General features: G+C 29.6%; 17 protein-coding genes and 1 tRNA gene. 4 read left to right on the top strand and 14 right to left on the bottom strand.

The genetic code is table 11. From position 1 onward, the window contains the following. Window positions 1-2: 2 nt before the first annotated feature. Window positions 3-1,172, top strand: coding sequence for a helix-turn-helix domain-containing protein (locus tag KQH81_RS00215; protein WP_027639253.1), 1,170 nt, complete (start codon window positions 3-5; stop codon window positions 1,170-1,172). 69 nt (window positions 1,173-1,241) lie between these two features. Here the strand turns inward: KQH81_RS00215 and KQH81_RS00210 are convergent, their stop codons facing one another. The 5 genes from KQH81_RS00210 to KQH81_RS00190 form a co-directional block, all read right to left on the bottom strand. After that, a complete protein-coding gene (locus KQH81_RS00210; RefSeq protein WP_022788069.1) occupies window positions 1,242-2,564 on the bottom strand; it encodes an IS3 family transposase in 1,323 nt (440 codons plus the stop codon). Window positions 2,565-2,736: 172 nt separating this feature from the next. Next, the gene (locus KQH81_RS00205; RefSeq protein ID WP_230028603.1) at window positions 2,737-4,095 is read right to left on the bottom strand and encodes an alanine/glycine:cation symporter family protein; all 1,359 of its coding nucleotides are present in this window, start codon (window positions 4,093-4,095) and stop codon (window positions 2,737-2,739) included. Between the two features lie 81 nt (window positions 4,096-4,176). Further along, window positions 4,177-4,911, bottom strand: coding sequence for a glycerophosphodiester phosphodiesterase (locus tag KQH81_RS00200; RefSeq protein ID WP_206153216.1), 735 nt, complete (start codon window positions 4,909-4,911; stop codon window positions 4,177-4,179). Window positions 4,912-5,100: 189 nt separating this feature from the next. Beyond that, on the bottom strand, window positions 5,101-5,616 hold the full coding sequence (locus KQH81_RS00195; RefSeq protein WP_027639250.1) for a DUF4362 domain-containing protein: 516 nt from the start codon (window positions 5,614-5,616) through the stop codon (window positions 5,101-5,103). Between the two features lie 56 nt (window positions 5,617-5,672). Beyond that, window positions 5,673-5,747 (bottom strand) — tRNA-Arg (locus KQH81_RS00190). A gap of 547 nt (window positions 5,748-6,294) precedes the next feature. Between KQH81_RS00190 and KQH81_RS00185 the strand changes: the two genes are divergently transcribed. Further along, window positions 6,295-7,167, top strand: coding sequence for a DegV family protein (locus tag KQH81_RS00185; protein ID WP_178312021.1), 873 nt, complete (start codon window positions 6,295-6,297; stop codon window positions 7,165-7,167). A 137-nt stretch (window positions 7,168-7,304) separates the two neighbouring features. On the opposite strand, the gene KQH81_RS00180 is transcribed toward KQH81_RS00185, so the two are convergent. From KQH81_RS00180 to KQH81_RS00150, 7 genes are all read right to left on the bottom strand, one after another. Further along, window positions 7,305-7,445, bottom strand: coding sequence for a hypothetical protein (locus KQH81_RS00180; protein WP_155850304.1), 141 nt, complete (start codon window positions 7,443-7,445; stop codon window positions 7,305-7,307). 22 nt (window positions 7,446-7,467) lie between these two features. After that, entirely contained in the window at window positions 7,468-8,697 is a 1,230-nt protein-coding gene (gene pepT, locus KQH81_RS00175) for a peptidase T (protein WP_230028601.1), read from the bottom strand. A gap of 70 nt (window positions 8,698-8,767) precedes the next feature. Then, window positions 8,768-9,547, bottom strand: a complete 780-nt coding sequence (locus KQH81_RS00170) for a DUF1189 domain-containing protein (RefSeq protein WP_230028599.1) — start codon at window positions 9,545-9,547, stop codon at window positions 8,768-8,770. A gap of 100 nt (window positions 9,548-9,647) precedes the next feature. Next, the gene (locus KQH81_RS00165) at window positions 9,648-10,631 is read right to left on the bottom strand and encodes a 3'-5' exoribonuclease YhaM family protein (protein ID WP_407647318.1); all 984 of its coding nucleotides are present in this window, start codon (window positions 10,629-10,631) and stop codon (window positions 9,648-9,650) included. A gap of 127 nt (window positions 10,632-10,758) precedes the next feature. Beyond that, the gene (locus KQH81_RS00160; RefSeq protein ID WP_178312007.1) at window positions 10,759-12,210 is read right to left on the bottom strand and encodes an alanine/glycine:cation symporter family protein; all 1,452 of its coding nucleotides are present in this window, start codon (window positions 12,208-12,210) and stop codon (window positions 10,759-10,761) included. Window positions 12,211-12,257: 47 nt separating this feature from the next. Beyond that, on the bottom strand, window positions 12,258-13,886 hold the full coding sequence (locus KQH81_RS00155; protein WP_230028597.1) for an amidohydrolase: 1,629 nt from the start codon (window positions 13,884-13,886) through the stop codon (window positions 12,258-12,260). 237 nt (window positions 13,887-14,123) lie between these two features. Then, window positions 14,124-15,476 carry a sigma-54 interaction domain-containing protein gene (locus KQH81_RS00150; RefSeq protein WP_027639244.1) on the bottom strand — a complete coding sequence of 451 codons (1,353 nt, stop codon included), beginning with the start codon at window positions 15,474-15,476 and terminating at the stop codon, window positions 14,124-14,126. A 196-nt stretch (window positions 15,477-15,672) separates the two neighbouring features. On the opposite strand from KQH81_RS00150, the gene KQH81_RS00145 reads away from it, so the two are divergent. Further along, window positions 15,673-16,911: a CCA tRNA nucleotidyltransferase gene (locus KQH81_RS00145; protein ID WP_027639243.1), complete on the top strand. Its 1,239-nt coding sequence runs from the start codon at window positions 15,673-15,675 to the stop codon at window positions 16,909-16,911. Window positions 16,912-16,939: 28 nt separating this feature from the next. Here KQH81_RS00145 and addA read toward each other — a convergent pair whose 3' ends face one another. Beyond that, complete coding sequence (gene addA / locus KQH81_RS00140) at window positions 16,940-20,740, bottom strand: helicase-exonuclease AddAB subunit AddA (protein WP_230028595.1); 3,801 nt, start codon at window positions 20,738-20,740, stop codon at window positions 16,940-16,942. Continuing rightward, window positions 20,727-24,209, bottom strand: a complete 3,483-nt coding sequence (gene addB, locus KQH81_RS00135) for a helicase-exonuclease AddAB subunit AddB (protein WP_230028593.1) — start codon at window positions 24,207-24,209, stop codon at window positions 20,727-20,729. The genes addA and addB overlap by 14 nt, the downstream gene beginning before the upstream one ends. A gap of 194 nt (window positions 24,210-24,403) precedes the next feature. On the opposite strand from addB, the gene KQH81_RS00130 reads away from it, so the two are divergent. Beyond that, window positions 24,404-25,672, top strand: a complete 1,269-nt coding sequence (locus KQH81_RS00130; protein WP_027639240.1) for an MFS transporter — start codon at window positions 24,404-24,406, stop codon at window positions 25,670-25,672. Window positions 25,673-25,687 lie beyond the last annotated feature (15 nt).

The following is a 25,687-nucleotide window of genomic DNA, read 5'->3' as shown; positions in this document are numbered from 1 at the left end:
TTATGTATGATAAAACGTCAAGTGCTCATTTTAGAAAATTCGGCTCTATATATGACGAACCTATATCAATAGCGAATAGCAATTTAATTAAAAAAAAAGTTGTTACCAATGACAAAACAATATCTAATATGTATCATTTTTCATGTCCAGTATATGTTGAATTAATAAATGGAATGGCTTCTGTATTAATAGGTAATAATTTGAATGATGAATTAAAATTATTTGCCATTCACAGATATCTAAAAATTAAACCTAATGTATATTTTAATATCATTTCTATGACTGAAGAAACTTTATGCTACTTTATTATTCCGTCAGATTATCAGCTTCAAATAGAGTTTTTAAATCCACCATATGTATACAATAGGATACTATCAACTATAAGCATTCCAGAAATAATCGCTTATTACTATACTATAAAAAGCCCAAACTATAAATTTAAAGGTGAAAAGCATAATCTATATGAACTTACATTTATTGATAATGGAACTTTAGATACAACTGTTGATGGTACAAAGTATACTTTAAATTCTTTTGACCTAATGATTTATGGCAAAAATCAATTTCACACTCAAGCAGTAACCAATGATTCATCCTGCTCTTATCTAACCGTAATGTTTGATATGGAATGTGATGATGCCAGTAAAATATGCAATAAAGTTTTTCATTGCAAAAAAGAATTATATTATGCTGTTAAAACTTTTGCTAGAGATATTTCGTCAACTATACCATACTCTAAAAATTTAACTTTAAACCATTTTCATGAGATTATAGTTAGGTTGTTCCAATACGATTATTTAAAATTAGATGAGTCTAGACCGTCTACTGAAGCTCAACAATATTTTCAGGACGAGCTTCTAAAGGATATTCTTGATTACATAGAAAAAATGACTTATGAGCCAATTACTATTGAAGAATTATGCCATAGATTCTCTATTTCAAGATCTTCGCTTCAAACCCTATTTAAAAATAATTTAAAAATATCACCTAAAAAATATATTAATGAATTGAAACTTTCAAGAAGTAAACAGCTTATAAAAGAAAATAAGTATACCATTAGTGAAATTGCTTTTATGCTTGGCTTCAACTCAATTCATTATTTTTCAAGGACTTTTACTCAGCATTATGAGATAAGTCCTAGTGAATATGCTAAAACTATTTTCAAATCTTAATTTATAAAATAAAAAATGCACCTCCCTGTCTAAAGTGGAACCTATGTCAAGGACACTAAAAAAAGAGAGCTAGGCTACTAAAAGCTGATTTCTGTATTGAACAGGAGTCAGCTTTTTTAAATTCCACTGGCAACGATCATTGTTATAGTAGTCGATATAGTCATCAATAATTAACTGTAGTTCAGATAAAGTTGAACAAGATTTATAATCAATTTCATCTTTCATATGACCAAAAAATGATTCTTGAGGAGCATTGTCCCAACAGTTACCACGTCTAGACATAGATTGTCCAAGATTCTTAGATTTTAAAAGTTTTTGAAATATTGGACTTGTATAATGACTACCTTGATCTGAGTGAATAAAAGCATCTTTTGCTAATTTGACATTGGAGTTGGCCATTAGTTTAAGTATTGTATTCGTGGCGATATCTAAGGTTATTCTATTAGATAAATTATATGCTAGGATTTCATTAGTAGAAGCGTCTTTGATGGTCGATAAATAAGCCATATTATTATTTGAATATGGTAGATATGTGATATCTGTAAGCAATACTTTACCAGGTATTTCTTGCTTGAAATTTCTATTGAGTAGATTAGGTACCACGGTATGTTCCTTTGTAGCCTTAGCTATACGCTTATATGGATTAGGTTTCCTAATAGGGCAAACTATATTGTACTTTCTCATTATTCTTTGGATACGCCTTCTGCTATACACAATATTAAATTTATCTTTTAAAATCATTTTGATTGATCTTGATCCTTTTTTATAACCTCTATAATTCAGCGCTTCAAGAATAGTATTTCTAATTAAATTATCCTTGTTTTCGCGATTAGTTCTAATATTTTTACAAGACAGATATCTATAGTAACCAGAGCGTGAAACACCAGCCGTACTGCATAGATGTTTGACTACATTATGATTTTGCAACTTGCTAACAATATATTCTATTAAGGCAAATGCTTGTGCTGCAATTAATTTACCTTTTCTCACCTGCCTTTCGTGCAGCTCTAATTTTTTTAACAATTCTACCTCAGCCTTTAAATATTCAATTTCTGCTTTTTGCTTTTCTATTATTTCATCGCTAGTAATACTACGCTTACGTGGTCGACCACTATTTTTTCGTCTAGTGTCATCTAATCCTAATATTCCATTATCCTTAAATGCTTTTCTCCATCTTGTACCAGCGCATTCAATACGACGAATACCGAGGGTATTTATATCAAATCCAGCTTCTTCAAAAATAACTCTTGAAGTTTTCCCTTTGCTACATTCAGCGATAAAATGTATTTTAAATTCATTAGTATATGTTATTGCTTTTTCACTTACATTGCTCACATATTTATTTCTTGATAGTCTACTAATTTCATCATTTGAAAATCTTATTTTACTCATAGTTAATTCACCTCATAAACTTATTGTACAAAAAAAGAACCTATATAGATAGACTCTCTTTTATTAGTGTCTATCTTATAGGTTCCATTTTAGTCTAAGTGGAAATGCATTTTTTTATTTTAACATGAATTTCATTGATTGATATTTTGTGGTTTATGTTATAAGAGATTTATTATTTGTTTATAAGCTCTTTATTTTTAGAAAAATAATCTTGAGTTTGCTTACGAACTTGAGGGAATAAAACAATTAACGCAATCATATTAGGAATTACAACTAGTCCCATAGCTAAATCTTGAATAGTCCAAACAAGACTTATCTTAGTTATTGCTCCTATTATACATAAGAAAGGGAATATAAATCTACAAACTGATGTAACCTTTGGTCCAAATGCATATGTAAAACTCTTAGCAGCATTGAACCATTGTCCCATAAGTGTTGTAAAACAGAATATAAGTAAAGCAAGTGTTGCAGCATGTTTTAATGGTGCCCATACTGTTCCAAAAGCTTCTATTGCCATAACAGTTGCAGGTGTTCCTGAAGTGTAAGCTCCTGTTACACCAACAACTAGTGCTGTTATAGTACAAACAACAATAGTATCTAAAAATACTTCTGTAACACCAGTAATTCCTTCCTCAACTGGATGAGAAACTATTGTAGATCCATGTGCAAATGGAGCGGTACCTTCTCCAGCCTCATTTGAATACATACCACGAGTTATACCAAATTGCATTGCTCTAGCGATTATAAATCCACCAGTACCACCTGCAGCAGCTTTAAATGAAAATGCTTCTCTAAAGATAGTAGCAAAAACTGATTGTACATTTTGTATATTTAATATAATAACAAGTAAACCTACAACTATATAGAATATTGACATTATAGGAACTAAGGCAGTAGCTATATTAGCAACTCTCTTTAATCCGCCTAAAGTAATAGTCATTAAAAAAACTATTAATAATGATCCTGTTAACCATGTTGGTATTCCATAGTTTGAATTAAGTATTCCTGAAATAGTATTAGATTGAACTAGGTTTGCACCCATCATCTTAACACACATAAGAACAGCTATTACAACTCCTAGCCAAGGCATATGTAGACCATCTCTTATATAATACATAGGTCCGCTTAAGAGATTCCCTTCTGAATCCTTACCACGATATAATTGAGAAAGAACTATTTCTCCATATTTTAGTGCCATGCCAAAAAATGCAGCAAACCACATCCAAAATATAGATCCAAGTCCGCCAGCTACGATAGCAGTAGCAACACCAACTACATTTCCACCTCCAACATTTCCAGCAAGAGTAACCATCATAGCTTTGAATGATGAAATTGATCCTTCACCTTTTTCACTATTTCTTGATTTAAAAGAGTCAATTAATGTCTTTTTCATTATGAATCTAAAATGTTTTACTTGAATAAATCCATTTGTAAATGTATATAAAACACCAAGTCCTAGTAATACAAATACAAGCCACTTACCCCATATCCATGAATTAATAAGGGCAAGTACATTTTCTAAATTTTCCATCTATCTACACTCTCCTCTGTAAATTTGTAAGATTATAATCCACTGTAAGTTTACATGATATATGTGGAATCGTAAATTTTTTTAATATTCTTTCACCACCTCTTTTATCATATCAGGGAAATTACCAATCACAATATCAATACCTTTTAAAATCATGTCTTTAACATCTTCTTTCGTGTTTACAGTATACGTATTTATTTCTATTCCATATTGTTTAATTTCCTTTACAATATCTTCTGTTAAATTTCTATATAAAGGATGATAACACTGTATACCAAGCTCATGAACATATTTTCCTGCATCAATTAACCATGTCTCACTTAAAAGTCCATACTTTAAATTAGGTGCTATTTTCTTCATTCTCATGATGCTGAAATGATTAAAACTTGATATTATCACTTTATCCTCTAAGTTATATTCTTTAATAAGCTGCCATACCTTTTCTTCAATTCCTATATACTCTATTACACCTGTCTTAAGTTCTATATTAGTAATTATGTCCTTGTCTTTTACTAATTCAAAATATTCTCTAAGAGTAGGTATCTTATTTAATCCATATTCTCCTTTATATATATAAGATGCATCTAGTTTACTTATTTCTTCATAAGTGAAATCTCTAACATCTCCTTTTATGCCAGTTGTTCGGACAACGTTTTCATCATGAATAATAACTATTTCATTATCTTTTGTAAGTTGAACATCCAATTCTATACCATCTGCACCTGCCTCAATAGCTTTTTCAAAAGCAAGCATAGTATTTTCAGGATATCTTCCGCTAAATCCTCTGTGTGCAAAATTCTTAATCACTTTTTCCATTCCCCTCATATATATTTTGACATTAAAAAAAGCCAAGCAAAACCAAGGCTATCCCTAGCCTTAATTCTTGCTTGACTCATTTCTCTGCAATTCATTTTATTAAGTTATTCTTAAAATAACATAAAATCCATAATTTTTCAACACTTACTTTACATTTTATTCACTATTTTTCATCTATTTTATGTCATATTATTGTTTATTTATATAAAATAGCTTTGCCTTCGAATTAACCAATCTGTACCATCCTCCATCTTGGATCATGTCACTATCAGAAATTTCTATATAGTTATAAGTCTTTTTATCATTACTCTTAGTATCATATTCTTTTAGTAATATTTTTTCGCCATCATACTCAATATCTCTCATGCTATCCAAAGAACCCATATAAAATTGAGTGCATCTAATTTTGACAGGCTTTTTATTTTTAAATTCCTCTAAGAATTTTTCTACTTTTTCTATATTTAAGGTTTCACTTTGATCAGTTATTATTATGTAATCACCATTGTTTTTTGATTGTTCCAATGTGTATTTGACAGGAACATTAGATTCTCTAAGAGAATCATCAAATGTTTCTTCTGTTTTTTGTTGAGGCTCACCTTTTTTATTAACTTCTTGTAATGGTATTTTTTCCTTTGCACATCCTATAAACCCAAATAATAAAAATATTAAACTAATAGTTATCGCAAATATGCTCTTTTTATTCATATTTTCCCCCTATAAAAAAAGAATGACCGATAATTTACAGTCATTCCTAGATTCATTGGCAGAGTGTGTAGGAATCGAACCCACAATGTGCGGTCCGTAGCCGCAAGTTATATCCGTTTAACTAACACTCCATATTTAATTAACATATTAATTTTATCACAAAAAAATATTTAGCGCAACATTTTAAAAAAATGACAAAAAAAAGACTTGTAGCATAATTTATCTTTAAGGAGAGAGTTATTATACACTACAAGTCTATGTTGGTTTTCACTTATATGGTTAGATAATTCTTAAGGGTGATATCTTTAATTACCTACGTATTAATATATTCTATATTTTATGTCTAACTCCTTCTTATTTCTTCAATAATTTCAAATTTATTCGACATTACATTCTTAAATATTCACTATTTCAAATTTTAAAAATTTTTTATATAAATAATTAAATTATCACATATATTTTAATATAAATTCATAAATTTCTTTATATTTCTATATATATTAATTAATTTTGGTCAATACTTTGTATATATGCTATTATTTCTATAATTTATCTTAAATTATTATTATCTTTCCTCTTTATACTGCTTAGTCACTTTCTAAATTATAGAAATTATATTATAATAAGTTATAAACAATACCCAAAAGTATATACTTCTTTAAATTGTAAGGAGAGTGAATTATGAATACAGTAATATTAGCAGATTCAAGCTGTGACTTACCAGTAGAATATATCAAAGACAATAATTGTTTAGAAGTTTTAGGTTTAATTTTAAATTTCAAAGGAAAAGACATAATAGATGATTTAGGTGAGACTGTAAAAAATGCTGAATTCTATGATTATCTAAGAAATGGAGGCATGGCTTCCACAGGACAAATCAATTCTTACAGATTTCATGAAGCTTTTGAAAAATACGTAAAAGATAAAAAATCAATTATATATATATGTTTTTCATCAGGTTTAAGCGGAACATACAATTCTGCTCTTATAGCAAAAGAGCAAATTCTTGAAGAATATCCAGATGCAGATATAACTATAATAGATTCTCTTTGCGCATCATTAGGTCATGGACTTATAGTTTATTATGCTGTAGAGCTATTAAAGAGTGGTTCTTCAAAAGATGACATAGTTAGCTTTGTAGAAAATAATAAATTTAGAACAAATCACTATTTTACAGTTAATGATTTAAACCATTTAAAGCGTGGAGGAAGAGTTTCAGCTACAGCAGCTGTTGTCGGAACTATTTTAGATATTAAACCAATTTTACACGTAGACCATGAAGGTCATCTTATTCCTTTAGGTAAAGTAAAAGGTAGAAAAAAATCTATAAAATCACTTTTAGATCATATGATAGAAAGAGTTGAAAATCCTGAAGAGCAAATCATATTTATAAGCCATGGCGATTGTCTTCATGATGCTGAACACTTATCAGATTTAATCAAAAAAGAATTTACCGTTAAGAATATAATAATAAATCCTATTGGACCAGTTATAGGAGCTCACTCTGGACCAGATACTTTGGCATTATTTTTCTTAGGTAAATCTAGATAAAATTATTAATTTATACGGACTTATTAAATATTAGAAATAGAATTTTATTGAAATAAAAAATATAAACCTTTGGAATTTTTCATTTAATTTTTAAACAAAAAGTCGGCAGTAAAATGCCGACTTTAAATTTAACATTATTAATCCCATTGTCCTGGAAATCTTAATTTTTTTTCTTCTGGAAACCATCCAAACTCTAGCCTTACTTCTTTTCTTTGTAAATCATTATTTTTATAGCAACAAGTATCAAGTCTAATTAAACTAAATCCTTCACTTTTCACTTACGTAACTTTTCTCTAGTACTTATAAGCTTTTCTCTACATATAAATTAACTATATTTAATATTACTTGAACTGCTTTCTCCATAGCTTGAGTTGAGATGTACTCATATTTTCCGTGAAAATTCTCTCCACCAGTAAATATATTTGGAGTTGGAAGTCCCATGAATGATAATCTTGCTCCATCTGTACCACCTCTGATTGGAACTATAGTTGGTACTACATCTGATTTTTTCATAGCTTCAAAAGCTATATCAACTATAAATTTTACAGGTTCAACCTTTTCTTTCATGTTGTAATATTGATCCTTCATGTCTAAAATACAAGTTCCTTCGCCATACTTCTTGTTTATTTCATCACACCATTTAGACATGTTATTTTTTCTAGCTTCAAATGAATCATTAAAAAAATCTCTTATTATAAATTTCATTGTTGTATTTTCAACTGAACCAGTGATATTTGATAATAGATAGAATCCTTCGTATTCTTCTGTATGCTCTGGAGTTTCTTCCTTTGGCATCATAGCTAGTAATTCTGCTGCTATAAGCTGAGAATTTACCATTTTTCCTTTTGCTGTTCCAGGGTGAACATTCTTTCCTTTTATTTCAACCTTTGCTCCTGCAGCGTTGAAGTTCTCATATTCTAATTCTCCTTCTCTTCCACCATCTACAGTATAAGCATATTTTGCTCCAAATTTTTCTACATTGAAATGATCTGCTCCTTGGCCTATTTCTTCATCTGGAGTGAAAGCAATTTTTATTGTTCCATGCTCTATTTCAGGATGATTTGTTAGATACTCTATTGCTGTTATTATTTCAGCTATTCCAGCTTTATCATCTGCTCCTAATAAAGTTGTCCCATCTGTTGTGATTAATTTGTGTCCTTTATAAAGGCTTAATTCCGGAAATTCCTTTGTACTCATTACTATGTTTAATTCTTTATTCAATACGATATCGTTTCCATCATAATTTTCTATTATTTGAGGTTTTACATTCTTTCCCGAAAAGTCTGGAGATGTATCCATATGTGCTATAAATCCTATAGTACTTAAATCTTTGTTTGTATTTGAAGGTAATGTCCCCATAACATAGCCATTTTCATCAACATTAACATCCTGTAGTCCTATAGACTTAAGTTCTTCTGCTAATGCATCTGCCAAAACTAACTGACCCTTTGAACTAGGTGTAACCCCTGATGAATCATCTGATTTTGTGTCATAACTAATGTACTTTAAAAATCTTTTTACTACGTCCATATTTAATCCTCCTTATTTAAAACAAGGCTTTCCTAAAAAATTATGGAAAGCCTCGATGTTGTTTTAATTATTATTTTGTAATTGATATTTGTTTATATGCATTATACATATAAACACATCCTATAGCTACATCTATTATTATACCGCTGAACCATCCAAATATAAATAGTATTAATGTTAATAAATAAATAGGAGTTATAGTATACATAGCTAGATTATAGCTTTGTGCAAACTTAGTATCTACCTTAACAAAAGTTTTTGCTATAATTACTCCTAATCCACCTATTATTAATGAATAGAAAACTGCTCTAAAAAATAATGTTATTGGATATGATATGAATGGTCCGTATAGAAGAACTGCTCCATACTGATCTGACATCTCCAATACACTTTGTTTATTCATTTCCTTTATAGGCAATGTCTCATACTTGACATGTTGAGCATCTTTACCATAAGGCTTTACATAGAAACTGTCTTTTTGTAATAGTAAACCTGTTTGATATTGCTTAATATCTTCAACTGTCTTTTCATTTCCAGTGTCTAACATTAATATGAACTTTTCAGTCTTTATCTCTTCATAATTATCATTATTTACTGTCAGTTTATTGTCTGCAAGATTCATTTCTTTTATATTTTCATTAAAAGTAGATTTGAATTCTTTAGTAAAACCGCTAGTTGCTATAGCCTGTTTCCCAGCCATTACAACTCCTAATATTATAGATAAAACTAATAAATATATCATTCCCTTTCCTATAGAAAGTTTCGAAAATTTTACATAGCTCTTAAAGTCATAAACACTCTTATATATTTTCTGAAATATATTCATATTCTGATTTATATTTTTTTTCATATGTTTTCTCCTCTGCTTTTATATTTTTACATCATAATTAAAATTATATAGTATATAGAAACATTGTAAAGCAAGCTATCTATTTGTTTATAAAATTTTCTTATTCTAGATTTGGTTTGTATACTTTTCTGTTTTCTAAGGACCAAATTCTCTCTGAAAAATCTCCAACTGAAGTTGATTTAAGTGCCTTTTCCATGTCATACATTCTTGCATCCATTATATCTAAATAATGAAGCATTTCCGCTTCTGGTATCATAGGTTTTATTGGACTTCCATACTCTGGTTCATAATGATGGGACAACACCATATGCTTTAAAAGCATTGTTATTTCTTTAGATATCCCCAAACTTTCTCCAACATATTCTATCTTCCCAACTCCTAAAGATATATGCCCAAGCAATTGACCTTGAACTGAATATTCTTTTACAAATCCTAAAGTATTACTATCCATTTCATCCATCTTACACATATCGTGTAGTATAATCCCTGCGTATAGCAGCTCTTTATTTAAAAAAGTATATATACTGCTCAATGCTTCTCCGCTTTTAAGCATTGTAAGTGTATGATATAGAAGTCCTCCTCTTAACGCATGATGATTCTTTTTTGCTGCTGGATAATACATAAGTTTCTCTTTATTTTCTTCTATAAAATAACTCGTTATATCCTTAAGCTCTTTATTTTTCATGGAATTTATATATTCATATATAGCATCGACCATATCCTCACTTCTATAAGGTGCGCACTGAACATATTCTTCTAAGTCTATACCTTCCATATCCTCTAAATTACTTATTGAATCTATTTTCAACTGGAGAGAACCCTGCCATGCAAGAACAACTCCAGAAACCTTCGCTAAAAAACTTTCTTTTAATCTATCTTTATCTTCATCTTTTGCATCCCAAAATTTCGCATTTATTTCCCCAGTCTTATCGCACAAATATAAATCTATATATTTTTTATTATTCGAATTGGTGGTTTTAAAATCTAACGATTTTATAAGATATATTCCATCAATTCTCATTCCTTGATTAAAATCTTTTATTCTCAAACAATCCATAGTGTACAAATCACCTTTCAAATTCATTTACAACTTATATTATACACCATAATCTCTTCATTTATAAAAAAAGCTATCAGTTATTTAAAACAATATATCAAAATATTATAGATAAAGGGCTGACTTTTAAAAGCCACCCCTTTATATCTATAAATTATTCTGATGCTACTTTTTCCCCATTTTCCTTTACTACATCCTCATAAAACAACTTAAAATTAGCATCTACTTTTCCAATACCTAAATACCTAGCCTTATAATCCTTTAGTAATTCAAAGAACTTCTTACTCATTAATAGAAGTGCAAAAACATTTATAAATGTAGGAATTACTGAGGTAAAATCTCCAAATGTCCATATTTCAGCTGGAGTACCTCCATAAATTACAGTTACAACAACAACTAGAAATCCTGGAATTGGATATAATAATTTTAAAAGCTTCATAATTATAGATTTAAATTTATTACTGTCAGAAATAGCATGATCAATAATCACTTCAAAATAGGTATACCATCCTGTTATAGTTGTAAGTCCAAATAAGAATATAGATAGAGCTAATAATACTCTTGCATTTCGTCCCATTACTGATTCGAATGCAGAAAGTGTAAGTGTTGCTCCTGTAAGTCCAGATGTGTAATAGCCTGTAATTATTATTACAAAAGCAGTCATAGAACATATAACGATTGTATCCATGAAAACTTCAAATGCACCAAGAATCCCCTGTTTAATTGGATGGTCAGTTTCTGCAGTAGCATGAATCATTGGTGATGTTCCCCATCCAGCTTCATTACTGAATACAGACCTAGAAAATCCATATCTCATTGCTTGTGCTACAGTTGCCCCTAAAAATCCTCCTGCAGCTGCTTGAGTCGTAAACGCTCCTTTAAATACTAACCCTAAGACGTGTGGTATTTCTGAAATATTAGAACCTAATATATAAAGAACACATCCTACATAAAAAACGCACATAACAGGTACTATATAAGATGCTATTTTTCCTATTTTCTTAAGCCCTCCCATTATTACTGCATAAGCACAAATCATAATAACTGCAGATGGAATCATATAATTTAAATTAAATGTAGAACCTATGGCTTCTGATATAGTAAAATTTTGTATTGTTATAAAGTAAATCATCATTATCCCAAATCCAAACATTATGGCTAGAGGTTTCCATGATTTCATTCCTTTTTCTTCACCTAATGCTTTCTGTATATAGTAAGTAGGTCCGCCTTTAAAAGTACCATCAGTTTTTGTTTCCCTATAATATACAGCTAAAGTTACCTCTGCCATCTTTATCATCATACCTAAAAATGCAGCAATCCAAAGCCAGAACAATGCGCCTGGCCCTCCTGTAACTATTGCTGTAGCTACACCACTCATATTAGATACTCCTACAGTTCCCCCTATTGCTACTGTAACTGCCTGAAATGGCGTTAAATTACTTTCTGAATCCTTTTCTTTCTTGAATACCCTTTTCATTATGTGTCCTAAATATCTAAATTGAAAACCTCTTGTTTTTATTGTTATATATAAACCTGTAATAAGAATAATAGATAACAGTGGTACCCCCCACAAAAATGATGTTAATTTGGCAAAAGCTTCATACATATAATAAATCCCCCTTAACTTATATCCCCTATTTATTAATAATACTTTTATAAACTATACTTAATTTCTCCCCCTAATATAGTTTTTTCAACAACAATATCTTTTAATTCTTCTATGTCTATTTCAAATGGATCTCTATCAAGAACTATCATATCTGCTAATTTACCTTCCTTTAAAGATCCCTTTATATTATCTTCAAATGCTGAGTAAGCCGCATTTATAGTAAACATTTTAATTGCATCTTCAACCGAAACCCTTTCATTTTCCAACCATGGTTCTTTTGGATTTCCATCTACATTTTTTCTTGTAACAACAGCATATATGCCCTTAAATATATTTGGTGTTTCTACTGGAATATCAGAGCTTCCTGTTATACATACCCCCATCTTAGTTAGTGTATTCCATGCATGACAGGTTTTCTCCCTTTCTTCACCTACTCTACTTCGCATCATAGGAATATCCGTTGAAGTAGAAATCGGCTGTGTATTTATTATTAAATTTAGATCAGCAATTCTCTTATATTGCTCATTACTTCCCACAAAACAATGCACGATTCTATGTCTATGATCTTTCTTTGGAAATTCTTTAAGTACTTTTTCATACGCATTTAAAACCATTTCTAATGCTCCATCACCAATTGCATGTAAACATACTTGCATTCCATTATTATGTGCATTTTTTATATTTTCATAAAGCTCTTCAGGAGTATAATAATATAATCCCTTATTTCCAATATCATCACTATAGTCATTTAGCATTCCTGCTGTTCTTGCTCCTATAGTTCCATCTGTCCATTGTTTCATTGGTCCTATTCTATAAAATTCATTTCCCATACCTGTTCTAAAATTTCCTTTTAAAAATTCATCAATTTCCATTGATTTAGGAAGCGATATCTTTTGATATATTCTTACAGGAAGTCTTTTTTCTGATATAAGCTCTTGATATGAGTTATATATATCTTCAAAATCCCCACCATATCCTAAATCATAAGAATCCTCAGTATGAACAGATGTTATTCCGTATTTAATAAGCTCATTTCCACCATCTATTATGGCTTTTTTTATTTCATTGTTGCTTTGCTTAGAACCTTTATTCTTTTTAAACCATTCTAGAGAAGCTTCCCTTATTACTCCATTAGGCTCGCCATCATCTCCCTTATCAAACTGTCCCCCTTCTATAAATGTATTTTTTGATATACCAACTTTTTCTAGTGCAATAGTATTTGCAATTCCTATATGACCACAAGTTCTTATTATTAATATAGGATGCTTAATTGATACTTTATCTAAATCATATTTTGTTGGAAATGTATTTTCGTCCGTAAATAGATTTTGATTCCATCCCCTTCCATATACCCATTTACCTTCTGGTATATCATTTTTATTTATAAAATCTCTGCACCTTTCTACTACTTCTTCTTTTGACGTAGTATTTTCAAGGTTAACTGCATTTATGGAACATCCATATCCCACAAGATGAGTATGAGTATCTATAAATCCTGGAATTACTGCTTTACCCATCAAATCTATTACTTCTGTTTCATCAGTAATAAATTTCTCTACTTCTTTGTTAGTTCCAACTTTTATAATTGTGTCATCCTTAATTGAAACAGCCTCATTCACATTACCATCCATAGTGTAAATCTTTCCGTTCTTTAGAACTAAATTAGCCACCATTTATTTCCTCCTAACATAAAATGTTTTTAATTTATACAAGCAAGCTTAGTTCCAAAATAGACAGATTTATTCGAATATTAAAATTAATCAAGAAATCTCCTGTTGTATCTGGATTATTGATAAAATAATTCCCAAGGATTTTGTAACAATTTTAAAATTTATATTTTATAAAAAAAATAAAAAGGCAAAATTATTTTACTTTGTAATAATTTTTTTCCTTTTTATCAATAAAATTTTTTATTTATAATTTATATTATATTTGTCAATCTTATATCTTAAGTTTTGTCTTGATACTTTAAGCTTTTTGGCTGCATCAGCCATATTTTTAGAATCATTTAGAACTAAAGTTATTATCTTTTTCTCATAATCAGATACTAAGTTGCTTAAAGAAGAAGTATTATCCCATTCTATATTACAATCCTCAACATCATTATTTTTTTTATAGTAATTTAAGAACTCTGAAACATGTTTTATAGTTATAACATCAGAGTCAACAGTATTAAAAGCATTTTCTATAGTATTTTTTAATTCTCTTATATTACCATACCAATTATTTGTTTCAAATATATTTTGTGTGAGTTGACTTACTCCCCTTATATCCATTTGCATTTCCTTATTGTAGTGTTCTATAAAATAATTTGTTAAAAGCATTATATCTTCTCGCCGTTCTCTTAAAGGAGGTATCATAAATTTTACTACACTTATACGATAAAACAAATCTTCTCTAATTTTTCCATTTCTTAAAACTTTTAATGGTTCCTCATTCATTGCGCATATTATTTTTACATCTACATATATATCTCTTGTTCCACCAAGTCTACGAACTTTCTTTTCCTCTAGAACTTTCAATAATTTTGCTTGCATTATAAGATCCATAGAATTTATTTCATCCAAAAACAATGTTCCTTTATCAGCCAATTCAAATAAACCTTTTTTGTTTTCCGCTCCAGTATAAGTTCCCTTCTCAGTTCCGAAAAATATGCTTTCTAAAAGGCTGTTAGGTATAGCAGCACAATTTTGAGAAATAAAAACATTATCTTTTCTTTTGCTACTCGTGTGAATAGACTCAGCCACAAGTTCTTTTCCTGTTCCAGTTTCTCCATATATTAAGACTGTTGAACTATTATTAGCCACTTTTAATATCCTTTTTTTTATTTCCTTCATTTCAGGGTTCTGTGTGATAATATCATCTAATTTATATAGTTTATTTTGATTGCTTATTTTTTCTCTGCGTATCTCTCTATCACTCCCACAAAACACTGAGGCACATATAGTACCTATAATTTCTTCATTCACTTTTATTGGCAAAGTTGTACTTATTATATGTATCCTTTCTCCTTTAAAATTTACTATATTCTGCTCATCATCAATACGAGGCTTTCCAGTTTTTAAAACTCTCAATATAGTACTTGTATCTGGAGTAAGCTCAGGATAAATTTCTAAAATATGCTTACCAACTACTTCTTTGCATTCAAAATATGTGTTTCCATGCCATTTAGAATATTCTACATATCCATTTTTGTCACTAATAACTATTGCATCTGCTTTTTCATGTAGACTGATAGCATTTTCAATATATTTACTTAACACTTGATTCCCACCCCCATAAAGAATTCTCATGTAAATTTATCATTGATTGAAAATTTATAATTATCAATTAATTATATCATAAAATTTATCTTATTTTTGATTAAATTTTTATCAATTTCATATATATAACAATGTATTTAAAAATATTATATTTTTGGATAGAATATAATTAAGTATTATTTAAAGGCGTGATTATATGAATATTTTTATTCCACAAAAGGTTAAATTTATATTAGATACCCTTATATCAAATGGGTTTGATGCATATATAGTTGGTGGTTGCGTCCGTGACAGCATACTAAATAAGATTCCCAATGATTATGATGTAACTACAAATGCTTTTCCAGATGATATTATGAGATTATTTGATAAAATAATTCCTACTGGAATTTCCCATGGTACAGTTACAGTTTTAATAGATAAAGAACCTTTCGAAGTAACTACATTTAGGACTGAAAGTGATTATCTAGACAATAGACATCCCTCAAAAGTTTTCTTTGTTAAAGATGTTAAAGAAGACTTATCGAGACGTGATTTTACTATCAATTCTATGGCTTACAATACTAAATATGGATTAGTTGACCCTTTTAATGGCGTTAAAGACTTAAACCTTAAAATTATAAGGTGTGTAGGGGATAGCTCTCTTCGCTTCAAAGAAGATGCTTTGAGAATGCTTCGAGCAATACGTTTCAGTTCTCAACTCGATTTTCAAATAGATAATAACACTTTAAGTGCAATCTCTGAAAACAAAGATTTATTAAAAAATATAAGTGCTGAAAGAATTAGAGATGAACTTATCAAAATGCTTTTAAGTGATAAAGCATTTATTGCAATAAATCATATGATTAACACTAAAACTTTAAAAGTCATACTTCCAGAACTATATGAAATATTGTTAACTAATAAAAGCTTAAATAATATAGATTTGCTTCCCAATAAGCTTTATATAAGGCTTTGTTATCTTATGATACCTCTTGAAAATTTTAAACTTTGTAAAGGACTACTTAAACATTTAAGATTTGATAATAATACTATAAATTTAACTATGAAATTTTACGATGCTATTTTCAAAAATTTTAATTTGCAAGACAGGGTTAGCATAAAAAATTTAATATATAATATTTCAAAAAACAACATATTTGACTTTCTATCTTTACTAAAAATAATTTATATAAATGATTTTGACCATATAAAATTAATAGAAAATGCTCAGCTTCAAGTCGAAGATATAATTTCAAATAAAGAACCACTTTCAATAAAGGATTTAAAGATAAATGGAAATGATCTAAAAGAATTAGGTATTAAAGATGGAAGAATTATAGGTAGTATATTAAATTTTCTTTTAGAAAATGTACTTAGAAATCCAGAAATCAATACCAAAAATCATCTTTTAAAGCTTTCTAATCAATATATAAATAAATCTCCAGTATCCTAATCATTAAATACTGGAGGTTTATTTAAGTTTAATTATTAATTTTTATAGCTTCATCTATATAAAATAAATATAGATATTTTTCTTTTACTTTCTTTCCTGTAATCTTTTCAAGAGCCATGGTATAGTAGTAAATCTGAGTCGCATATCTATTTATCACTTTTTCTCTATTCTCTCTATCTACATAATCAGTCTTGTAGTCTATAAGGATTATTCCATCATCTTCATCTAAAAAACAATCTATTACACCTTGTATTCTTATCAATTCATTTTCATAAATTTCTACAGGTAACTCATCAATTATAGAGGTGCTTGGTACTTCTATATAAAAAGGTTTTTCCCTATGAACTTTATTTCCCGACTCCTTATAGCAGCTAAGAATTCTTTCACCTAAAGGATTTCTAAAGAACTTTAAAATTTTATACGGATTTACTGCCTCTGCTTCCTCATCAGTCAAAATCTCTTTTGCCACAAAATACGCTATCTGCGACTTTATTTCATTTAATGTACTAACATTATCAAGAGATAAGTGCTGCATAGCACTATGAAGTGCAGTTCCTCTCTCCGCAGGAGATAACCCCTTTATTTCCTGAAGGAACTTTGGCTTTCTTAAAGGCGACTCCTTAATTAAATTATTTGCATCACTCTGCTCTTCTTCTAATAAAGCAGATTTTTTAAGTTCTGATACTGACATATTTGTTGGAATTGATCCAGCTCTTTTAAATTTATATTCCCAGTTAAGTCTTTTCTCAACTTCATTCTTATAATAATCATTTGTACCTATTTCTTCGAATATATTCATATCTTCTTCAGTATCTTCATCGGATTCTATATTGTCTCCTATAATATCCGACTTTGAATAAATATTTATTTTCCAAGATGATTCTTCATCATCAAAAGGTCTATCTATATACCCATTAAAACAATCTACAAGAGGAGAGCCATCATTATGAAGCATTAGGGCCATAGATATCCAATCTAAATAGCTTTTTCCCTTAAATACTTCGTTTGACGGTACAGTTTTACTAGCTACACTCACAGCCTTACCCCATTTATCTATAGATTTTTCTAAATTTGAAGTAGTTCCTGTAAGTATTAATTTTTCTTTTGCCCTTGTTAGCGCAACATATAAAACTCTCATTTCCTCCGATAAGTTTTCAAGTCTTAGCTTTTTCTTTATAGCATCTTTAGCAAGAGTAGGGTATTTATATCTCTTTTCATAATCAATAAAATCAGGTCCAAATCCTAAATCCTCGTGGAATAATATTGTTTCATATATATCCCTTTGGTTAAATTGCTTTCCACAGGCTGAAAGTATGACAACAGGAAATTCAAGTCCTTTACTTTTATGAATACTCATGATTCTTACTACATCCTCATTTTCACCTAAAGTTTTTGCACTCCCCATGTCTCCACTGCTGCTACGAAGCTTATTTATAAAGTTTATAAAATTGAATAACCCTTTAAAGCTAGTGCTTTCATACTGCTTTGCTCTTTGAAACAGTATTCTTAAGTTTGCCTGCCTTTGAACTCCATTAGGCATAGCCCTTACATAACCATAATAAGATGTGCTCATATACAAATACCAAATAAATTCATCTATAGGCATATGTATTGACTTTTCTCTCCACTTATCTAAAGATTCCATTACATACTTAGCTTTTTTTATAAGTGAATCTTCAAGTACATATTCCTTTGGAAGAACATCCTCGTTAAATTCTCCATAAGCTATATCTTTTAGTGCATCGTAAAAATATTTATTTTTATTTATTACTCTAAGGTCTATAAGGTCTTCTGGAGTAAATGCAAATATGGGCGATCTAAGAACTGCAACCATAGGAATATCCTGAAGTGGATTATCTATTATTTGAAGTAAAGACATCATAGTTCTTATTTCTATAGTTTGAAAATATCCTGAACTTGAGTCAGCATAAGCTGGTATTTCTTCTTTTGCAAGTTCTTCAGAAAATACATCTGCCCAACCTGCTGTAGCTCTTAGAAGTATTACTATGTCCTTATATTTAACCTGTCTATATTCTTTTACTTCTTTATCATATACAACGAAATGTTTTCCATCTTGAACCTTAAATAAATCCTTTATTTTCTTTGCAACAAGTCTTGCTTCAACTTGGATTTTATCTAATTCTTCTTCATCAAGGATTTCATCATTAATAGCTACTTCTGTTTCTTCCTCTTCAGATTTTCCTGCTAAATCTATTATATTTACATCTATATCTCCACCAACAAAGAAGTTCGTCTCATCTACAGGATCAAATACGGCACCTGGATTCAATCTTTCCTTATCTGTATATTCCATTTCACCAACGCTTGCTGACATTATCTTTTTAAAGATATAGTTTACCCCTCTAAGCACTTCTTTTCTACTTCTGAAGTTCTTGTACAGAAGTATTTTTCCAGAATTATTACTATGATCATCGCTTATTTCTTCATAAGTATTATATTTTTCAAGGAAAAGTTCTGGTTTTGCCTGTCTAAATCTATATATGCTCTGCTTTACGTCTCCAACCATAAATACATTTGGATTATCCGAGTTTTTTCTTGAAACCAAATCTATTATAGTTTCCTGAACACTGTTGCTATCTTGATACTCATCTACCAAAACTTCATAGAATTTATCTTTAAACTCCATAGCAACCGAAGAAGGAGTTATTATTCCTTTATCATAAGTTTCATTTAATATTTTAAGACAATAATGCTCTAAATCATTAAAATCTAATATTCCTTTTTCTATTTTTTTATTTCTATATCTCTCCATAAATTCTATAACTAAATCAGTAAGAGCCTCCATTATAGGATACATATCTTTTATTGCTTCGTAGCTATCCCTTAATGAAAAAGAGAAGGTCTTCTGCATTTCTTTCACCTTATATTTCACACTGTCTCTAACGTTTTTAACTTCATTTTTTATACTATCATCTAGATCTTTTCCCATTCTTAATGTTCCAAATGTTATACTTTGGAGAGATCTTTGAAACTCATCATAACCAGCTTTATATCCATCTATAGCTATATAAATACTGCTTATGGTTTCGCTCAAATTATCTATAATCTTCGGTGCTGCATCCTCCTCTTTTAAAATATCTATAAGTCCATGAAGACTATTTATCATAGATTCTAGCTCTTCTTCCACTCCATCCATAATGATTTCCATCCATTTAGACTTATACAATTCTTCTTCACTAGATAAATTAAATTCTTCTGCTTTTTTATTTAGCCATATCTTTGGATAAGGTCCACTCATAGAAAAATTATATAATCCTTCAATCATATCCTGAAGCTTACTATCATCCTTATTTCCACCAAAAGTTTCTACAAGTTTATAGAATCCATCTGTTAGAGTCATTCCTTCATATTTATCCTCAAATAATTCTCCTACTATATCTTGTTTAAGAAGGATTATTTCTGTTTGATCCCCTATTCTAAAATTAGGATCTAAATCTATATGATGAAAGTTATTTCTTATGACATCAAGGCAGAAGGAGTGCATAGTTGTTATATTAGCTTTATTTAAAAGAGTAAGCTGCTTTTGTAATCTCTTATTATTTGGATTTTTGTCTAGTTTATCTGTTATAGCATTTCCTATTCTTTCTCTCATTTCAGAAGCTGCTGCATTAGTAAATGTAACAACTAAAAGCTTATCTATATCTACAGGGTTTTCATCCCTAACTATCATCTTTATTATTCGTTCAACTAGCACAGCTGTTTTTCCAGAACCAGCAGCTGCTGCCACAAGAAGATTTTTGTCATGAGTATCTATAGCACGCTGCTGTTCATTCGTCCATTTTGTTCCTGATTCTTTATTGCTCATCATGCTCTAATTCCTCCTCCCCTGATATCTTTTCTTTCATCAGCTTCCATATATCTTCTTTATCTTTCTTTTGAAGTAAACAGTATTTATTGTCTTTCAATGAATAGTCAAATTGACATATTGCATTGAATCTACAGTAAGAACAACATGTATACTTACCATTCTTAACAGGTTTTATAGTTATATCACCTTTAAGCATATCTTCACAAAGATCTACAACCTTTTGCCTTACATATTCACTTATAACTTTAAACTGCTCTCTTGTTGCAACTGATGAATTATTCTCTGATATTCCATCCTTACCCATATAAGCAGGTATTATTATAGAATATCCTTTAATATCTTTATCCATTTCCTTTATAACTTTTGGATCTTTTAGAAGAAGCCCACTCATTTTCAGCTCTTTTATAAGCCTCTGCTCTACTTCTTCTTCACTAAGTTCTCCACTTGAAGATATCATTGGATCATCTATTGTGAAGTATAGGATTGCTCCAGGAACTATATCTTTCTTTAAGATTTCCTCTTCATTGCTCAATATTGCATCAAGATAAACAAGAAGTTGAAGTTGAAGTCCATAATAAACTTCATTTAAACTAAATGATTTTTTTCCTGATTTGTAATCTACTATTCTTATATAAACTTCACCATTATCTTCAAGTATATCAACTCTGTCTACTCTTCCTCTAAGATATATATCATCACCACTTGGCAGTGAAAGTTTTATTGGCTTATACTTTCCATCTCCAAATACTATTTCACTATCCAGTGTTTCAAAACTTCCTCTCTTAAAGTGCTCACTTATTACTGACACTGATTTCGTAAGTATCCTCTTCATTTTAGAAACTAAATATTTATATTTAGCTGAGCTTTTCAGTATAGATTCATCTTTTATAACTTCATCTATCATTGATGAAATTGTACTCTCACTCCACTTTTTATCTAAATCAGACCAATGTCGACCTTCATCTTTTACTTTATTAGTGAATTTATCTAATATTTCATGTACAAAGGTTCCAAAATCAGGACTTCCAAATTCATATATCTTTCTGTCTTTAGCTTTTAGCCCATATTGAATATAGAAGGCAAATGGACATTGGGCATATTTTTCAACTCTTGATACATCAAATACATAAGGCTTATCATAAAGAGCTTTTATCTTTTCACCTCTTATAGTTTGAACTTGATTACTATATTTTAAGCCGCTTAGAACTCTCTCAATTCTGCCGTTCCACTCTTCTTTGCCCTTATACCATTCATAAGCATTTTTCCATACGGAACTTACTTCTTCCTTGTCATCATAATAGCTTCTCATCATTGATATAAGCTCATTAAAAGTGGGTTCCGGAGCAACAATCTTGTCTACTGCTTCATCTTCCTTATTCTTTAATATATCGCTTTCTTCCTTAAGCTTTGGGAATAGCTTTTTAAATCTAGAAATAAGTATTGAACTCCTTTGAGCCTTTCCTTCAAAATCAGCAATAGGGTAAGTAAGTACTAAATATTCGCTTGCCATAGTAAGAGTTGTATATATTAAAAAGTTTTCTTCAAACATCTTAGTTTCCGTATCAGAAGCAAGAGTTACCCCCTCAGTTTTCAGAATTCCCCTATCGTTATCAGACAATATTCCCTCTTCTCTATTTACCCTAGGGAATACTCCATCATTAACTCCAATAATGTAAAGAGCCTTTATACTATGACTCTTTATTCTAGCTATATCCCCAACTATAACTTGATCCAAAGCTATTGGTATTAATCCAACTTCTTGCTTTAAAAATCCCATGCTTAATATTTCTATAAACCTATCTAAAGAAACCACTTCATCTCCCATTATTTCAACCATTTGATCTAAAACCTCAAATATCACATCTACTACTTGTTCATATTCATCCGCTCTTTCTGTATTTCCTTCAGCTTTAAAATTTTCAATCCATATATCAACTTTTTGAAAAGCTCCTACTTCACATAAAAATTCATATACATAAATACATAAATCTCTCATGTTACATTTCTTAGCAACTTTACTACCAAAAGTAGTCAAAGGATTTATAACATCATCCTTTATTTCATTAATTACATTTAAAACATCTCTAGTATATTCTTGTTTATCTTTAGCATTTGAAAGACCATACTCCCAAAACTCAAGCCATTTCTTTCCCTTGATTCCGTATGCCAGAACAAAATTTTCAAGTATATCAATCTTTTGTTTTGTTGTAAGCTGCTCTTCGCATCCATCATTAGTTAAATCTATAAGTCCTGTTTTCAAGTATCTAAACACACTTTCATAGGACCAATTCTTATTAAATATATCAAAAACAGAAAGAATTAAAACCACTAAAGGATTATCTGTTACATCTCTTTTCTCATCTAAAAAGTAAGGAATGCTATACTCATCAAATATTACCCGGGTAATTTTTTTATAATTGTCTAAGTCTCTGCACACTACAGCTATATCTCTAAATCTATATCCATCATCACGAACTTTGCTTATTATATTTCTTGCAACCCATTGAATTTCCTCATAATTATTTAATGCTTTATATATTCTTATATTATCTGGTTCTTCTCTATAAGGTACAAAAGGATATTTAAAGAAATACTTTTCCATATGGCCAATATCATAGCTATTGTTAAATCTATAGCAGCAATCTTTATTAAGATCTATAGGTTTATCATAAGCCACATGATTTTCTTCAGCTATCTTAAGTAATTTTCTTTCAGTATTTCTAGCTACCCAAAATATATCATCTATTTCTTCTTTATATTCTGATGATCCATCCATATTTAAGCTTATATTTACTCTTTTTGACTTTTTCATAAGTCTAGAAAGTATTGAATACTGTTGAGGTGTAAAAGTCGAAAATTCATCTACCCATACCTCTGCACCGTTAAATAATGAACACTCCTCAAGCTTTTCATAAAGCATTGTAAGCTCATCTTCATCGTCTATATAATTTTTGTGAATAGCTATTTCAAAGTCTATATAAACTCTATATAAATCCTCTAATTTATATTTAAGTTCAAGCTCATCTTCTTTAAGCTTTTCTATGGTATCTCTTAAAAGTTCAGGCGTTATATTATATCTTTTAAATTCTGTTATAACTTCTGAAACTATATCTATAAATCCCTGCTTTGAACTTGATTTATAAAATATCTTTAAATCATTTTCTCTTTCTCTTAAAATCTTATATAGTATCATAGACTTTCCAGAATCATTAAGTCTCTTATGAGTAATTCCACCGACTTCATTAAAAACTCTATGAGCCATTCTTTTAAAACTCAATACCTCTGTTTTAAATGTGCCCATATCTCCAAGTGCTCTAAGAAGGTTTTTCTCTGCTTCAAATGAAAATTGTTCTGGGACTAAAAGTATTAATCTGTTGTCAAAACCTTTTTCTAGTTTTCTCTTTATATCATCTAAACAAAAACGGCTCTTACCGCTTCCTCCTCTTCCATATATAAATCTTAAGCTCAACTCTTCATCTCCTCTCAATCATCTACGATTATCCTTAATATATATTTTAAATTATTGATGCTAAAATTACACAGACTTTATGAAATTATTTATCAAAATTTATTTCTATCATTTAAATCCAAAAAAATTCAATGTATGTTATAATATTGAACATAGGCTATCTTAAAATATTTCATTTTAATTTGGGGGTTCATATGAATAAAAATGAAGATATAAAAAAGGAAACAGGGATTTATGAAAATCCATTATGGACTAAAGACTTCACAATAATAACACTAGGTACCGTAATATCAAAACTAGGAAATGCTATTTCTGGTTTTGCTATGAGCCTTTTAGTTCTTGATTTATACAAGTCTACTCTTATGTATGCTTTATGTATGTGTGTATTTAGTCTTTCAAATGCAATTGTACCAGCTTTAGCAGGACCATATCTTGATAAATTTTCCAGGAAGAAAACTATATATACTCTTGATTTTCTTTCTGCAGCTCTCTATATGTTGTTCGGTATACTTTTATGGAAAAACAGCAATGTAAATTACATTATTATTATTTTAGTTTCCTTAATCTTAGGTGTAATTAACAGTATTTATTCTGTTGCCTATGATAGTTTATATCCTCTTCTTGTTACGAAAGGAAATTATACAAAAGCTTATTCAATATCAAGTACTCTTGAAACACTTACTATGTTTATGGTTCCCGTATCAGCTTATTTATATAATACCATAGGCATTGGCCCTCTTTTCCTTTTAGATGCAGTAAGCTTTTTTATAGCTGCAGTATTTGAAACACAAATTAGAGCAAAAGAAGAGTATATGGAAATTAGAACTGAAAAATTTACAAGGAGTCAATATATAGAAGATTTTAAACAAGGTATTGAATACCTGAAAAGTGAAAAAGGTCTTCTTGCTATTACAATATATTTTGCTATTACAACATTTGCTGGAAGTTCTTATCAAACATTATCACTTCCATATTTTAAAGAAACATATACCTCAGGAGAGTATATGTTTATATGGGTAATGGGCTTTGGTGTTCTTGGACGTTTTATAGGTGGTGCTATACACTATAAATTCAAATATCCTACAGATAAAAAATTTACAATAGCCCTTTTAGTTTATTTTACAATCTCATTGATTGATGGATCTATGTTGTATTTTCCTATAATAATAATGATGATTCTCAGCTTCATTGAAGGTATCATGGGTGTAACCTCATATAACATACGAGTTTCTGCTACTCAAAGCTATGTACCTCATGAGAAGAAAGGAAGATTCAATGGTATTTTTTTAATGGCTATAACGGCCTCTATGACATTAGGGCAGCTTATTTCCGGAGCACTTGGAGATATTGTTCCAAAGCGTCTTGTAGTTTCTGCATTTATGATTTTTAACCTAATTGGAGTTATAGTTGTTATGTACAAAAATAGAAATCATGTTAAACCTATATATAATAGACAAGCTTGAAATTTTTACAAATAA

The organism is Clostridium cadaveris (assembly GCF_020911725.1).
GTDB lineage: Bacteria > Bacillota > Clostridia > Clostridiales > Clostridiaceae > Clostridium_X > Clostridium_X cadaveris.
The sequence above is the reverse complement of the archived record's forward strand: the minus strand, read 5'-3'. Positions and strand labels throughout refer to the sequence as shown.

Excerpts from the sequence above, each read along its gene's own strand:
- KQH81_RS00215 (WP_027639253.1), top strand. The coding sequence starts at position 3 with ATGTATGATAAAACGTCAAGTGCTCATTTTAGAAAATTCGGCTCTATA.
- KQH81_RS00210 (WP_022788069.1), bottom strand. The coding sequence starts at position 2,564 with ATGAGTAAAATAAGATTTTCAAATGATGAAATTAGTAGACTATCAAGA.
- KQH81_RS00205 (WP_230028603.1), bottom strand. The coding sequence starts at position 4,095 with ATGGAAAATTTAGAAAATGTACTTGCCCTTATTAATTCATGGATATGG.
- KQH81_RS00200 (WP_206153216.1), bottom strand. The coding sequence starts at position 4,911 with ATGGAAAAAGTGATTAAGAATTTTGCACACAGAGGATTTAGCGGAAGA.
- KQH81_RS00195 (WP_027639250.1), bottom strand. The coding sequence starts at position 5,616 with ATGAATAAAAAGAGCATATTTGCGATAACTATTAGTTTAATATTTTTA.
- pepT (WP_230028601.1), bottom strand. The coding sequence starts at position 8,697 with ATGGACGTAGTAAAAAGATTTTTAAAGTACATTAGTTATGACACAAAA.
- KQH81_RS00170 (WP_230028599.1), bottom strand. The coding sequence starts at position 9,547 with ATGAAAAAAAATATAAATCAGAATATGAATATATTTCAGAAAATATAT.
- KQH81_RS00165 (WP_407647318.1), bottom strand. The coding sequence starts at position 10,631 with ATGAATTTGAAAGGTGATTTGTACACTATGGATTGTTTGAGAATAAAA.
- KQH81_RS00160 (WP_178312007.1), bottom strand. The coding sequence starts at position 12,210 with ATGTATGAAGCTTTTGCCAAATTAACATCATTTTTGTGGGGGGTACCA.
- KQH81_RS00155 (WP_230028597.1), bottom strand. The coding sequence starts at position 13,886 with ATGGTGGCTAATTTAGTTCTAAAGAACGGAAAGATTTACACTATGGAT.
- KQH81_RS00145 (WP_027639243.1), top strand. The coding sequence starts at position 15,673 with ATGAATATTTTTATTCCACAAAAGGTTAAATTTATATTAGATACCCTT.
- addA (WP_230028595.1), bottom strand. The coding sequence starts at position 20,740 with ATGATGAGCAATAAAGAATCAGGAACAAAATGGACGAATGAACAGCAG.
- KQH81_RS00130 (WP_027639240.1), top strand. The coding sequence starts at position 24,404 with ATGAATAAAAATGAAGATATAAAAAAGGAAACAGGGATTTATGAAAAT.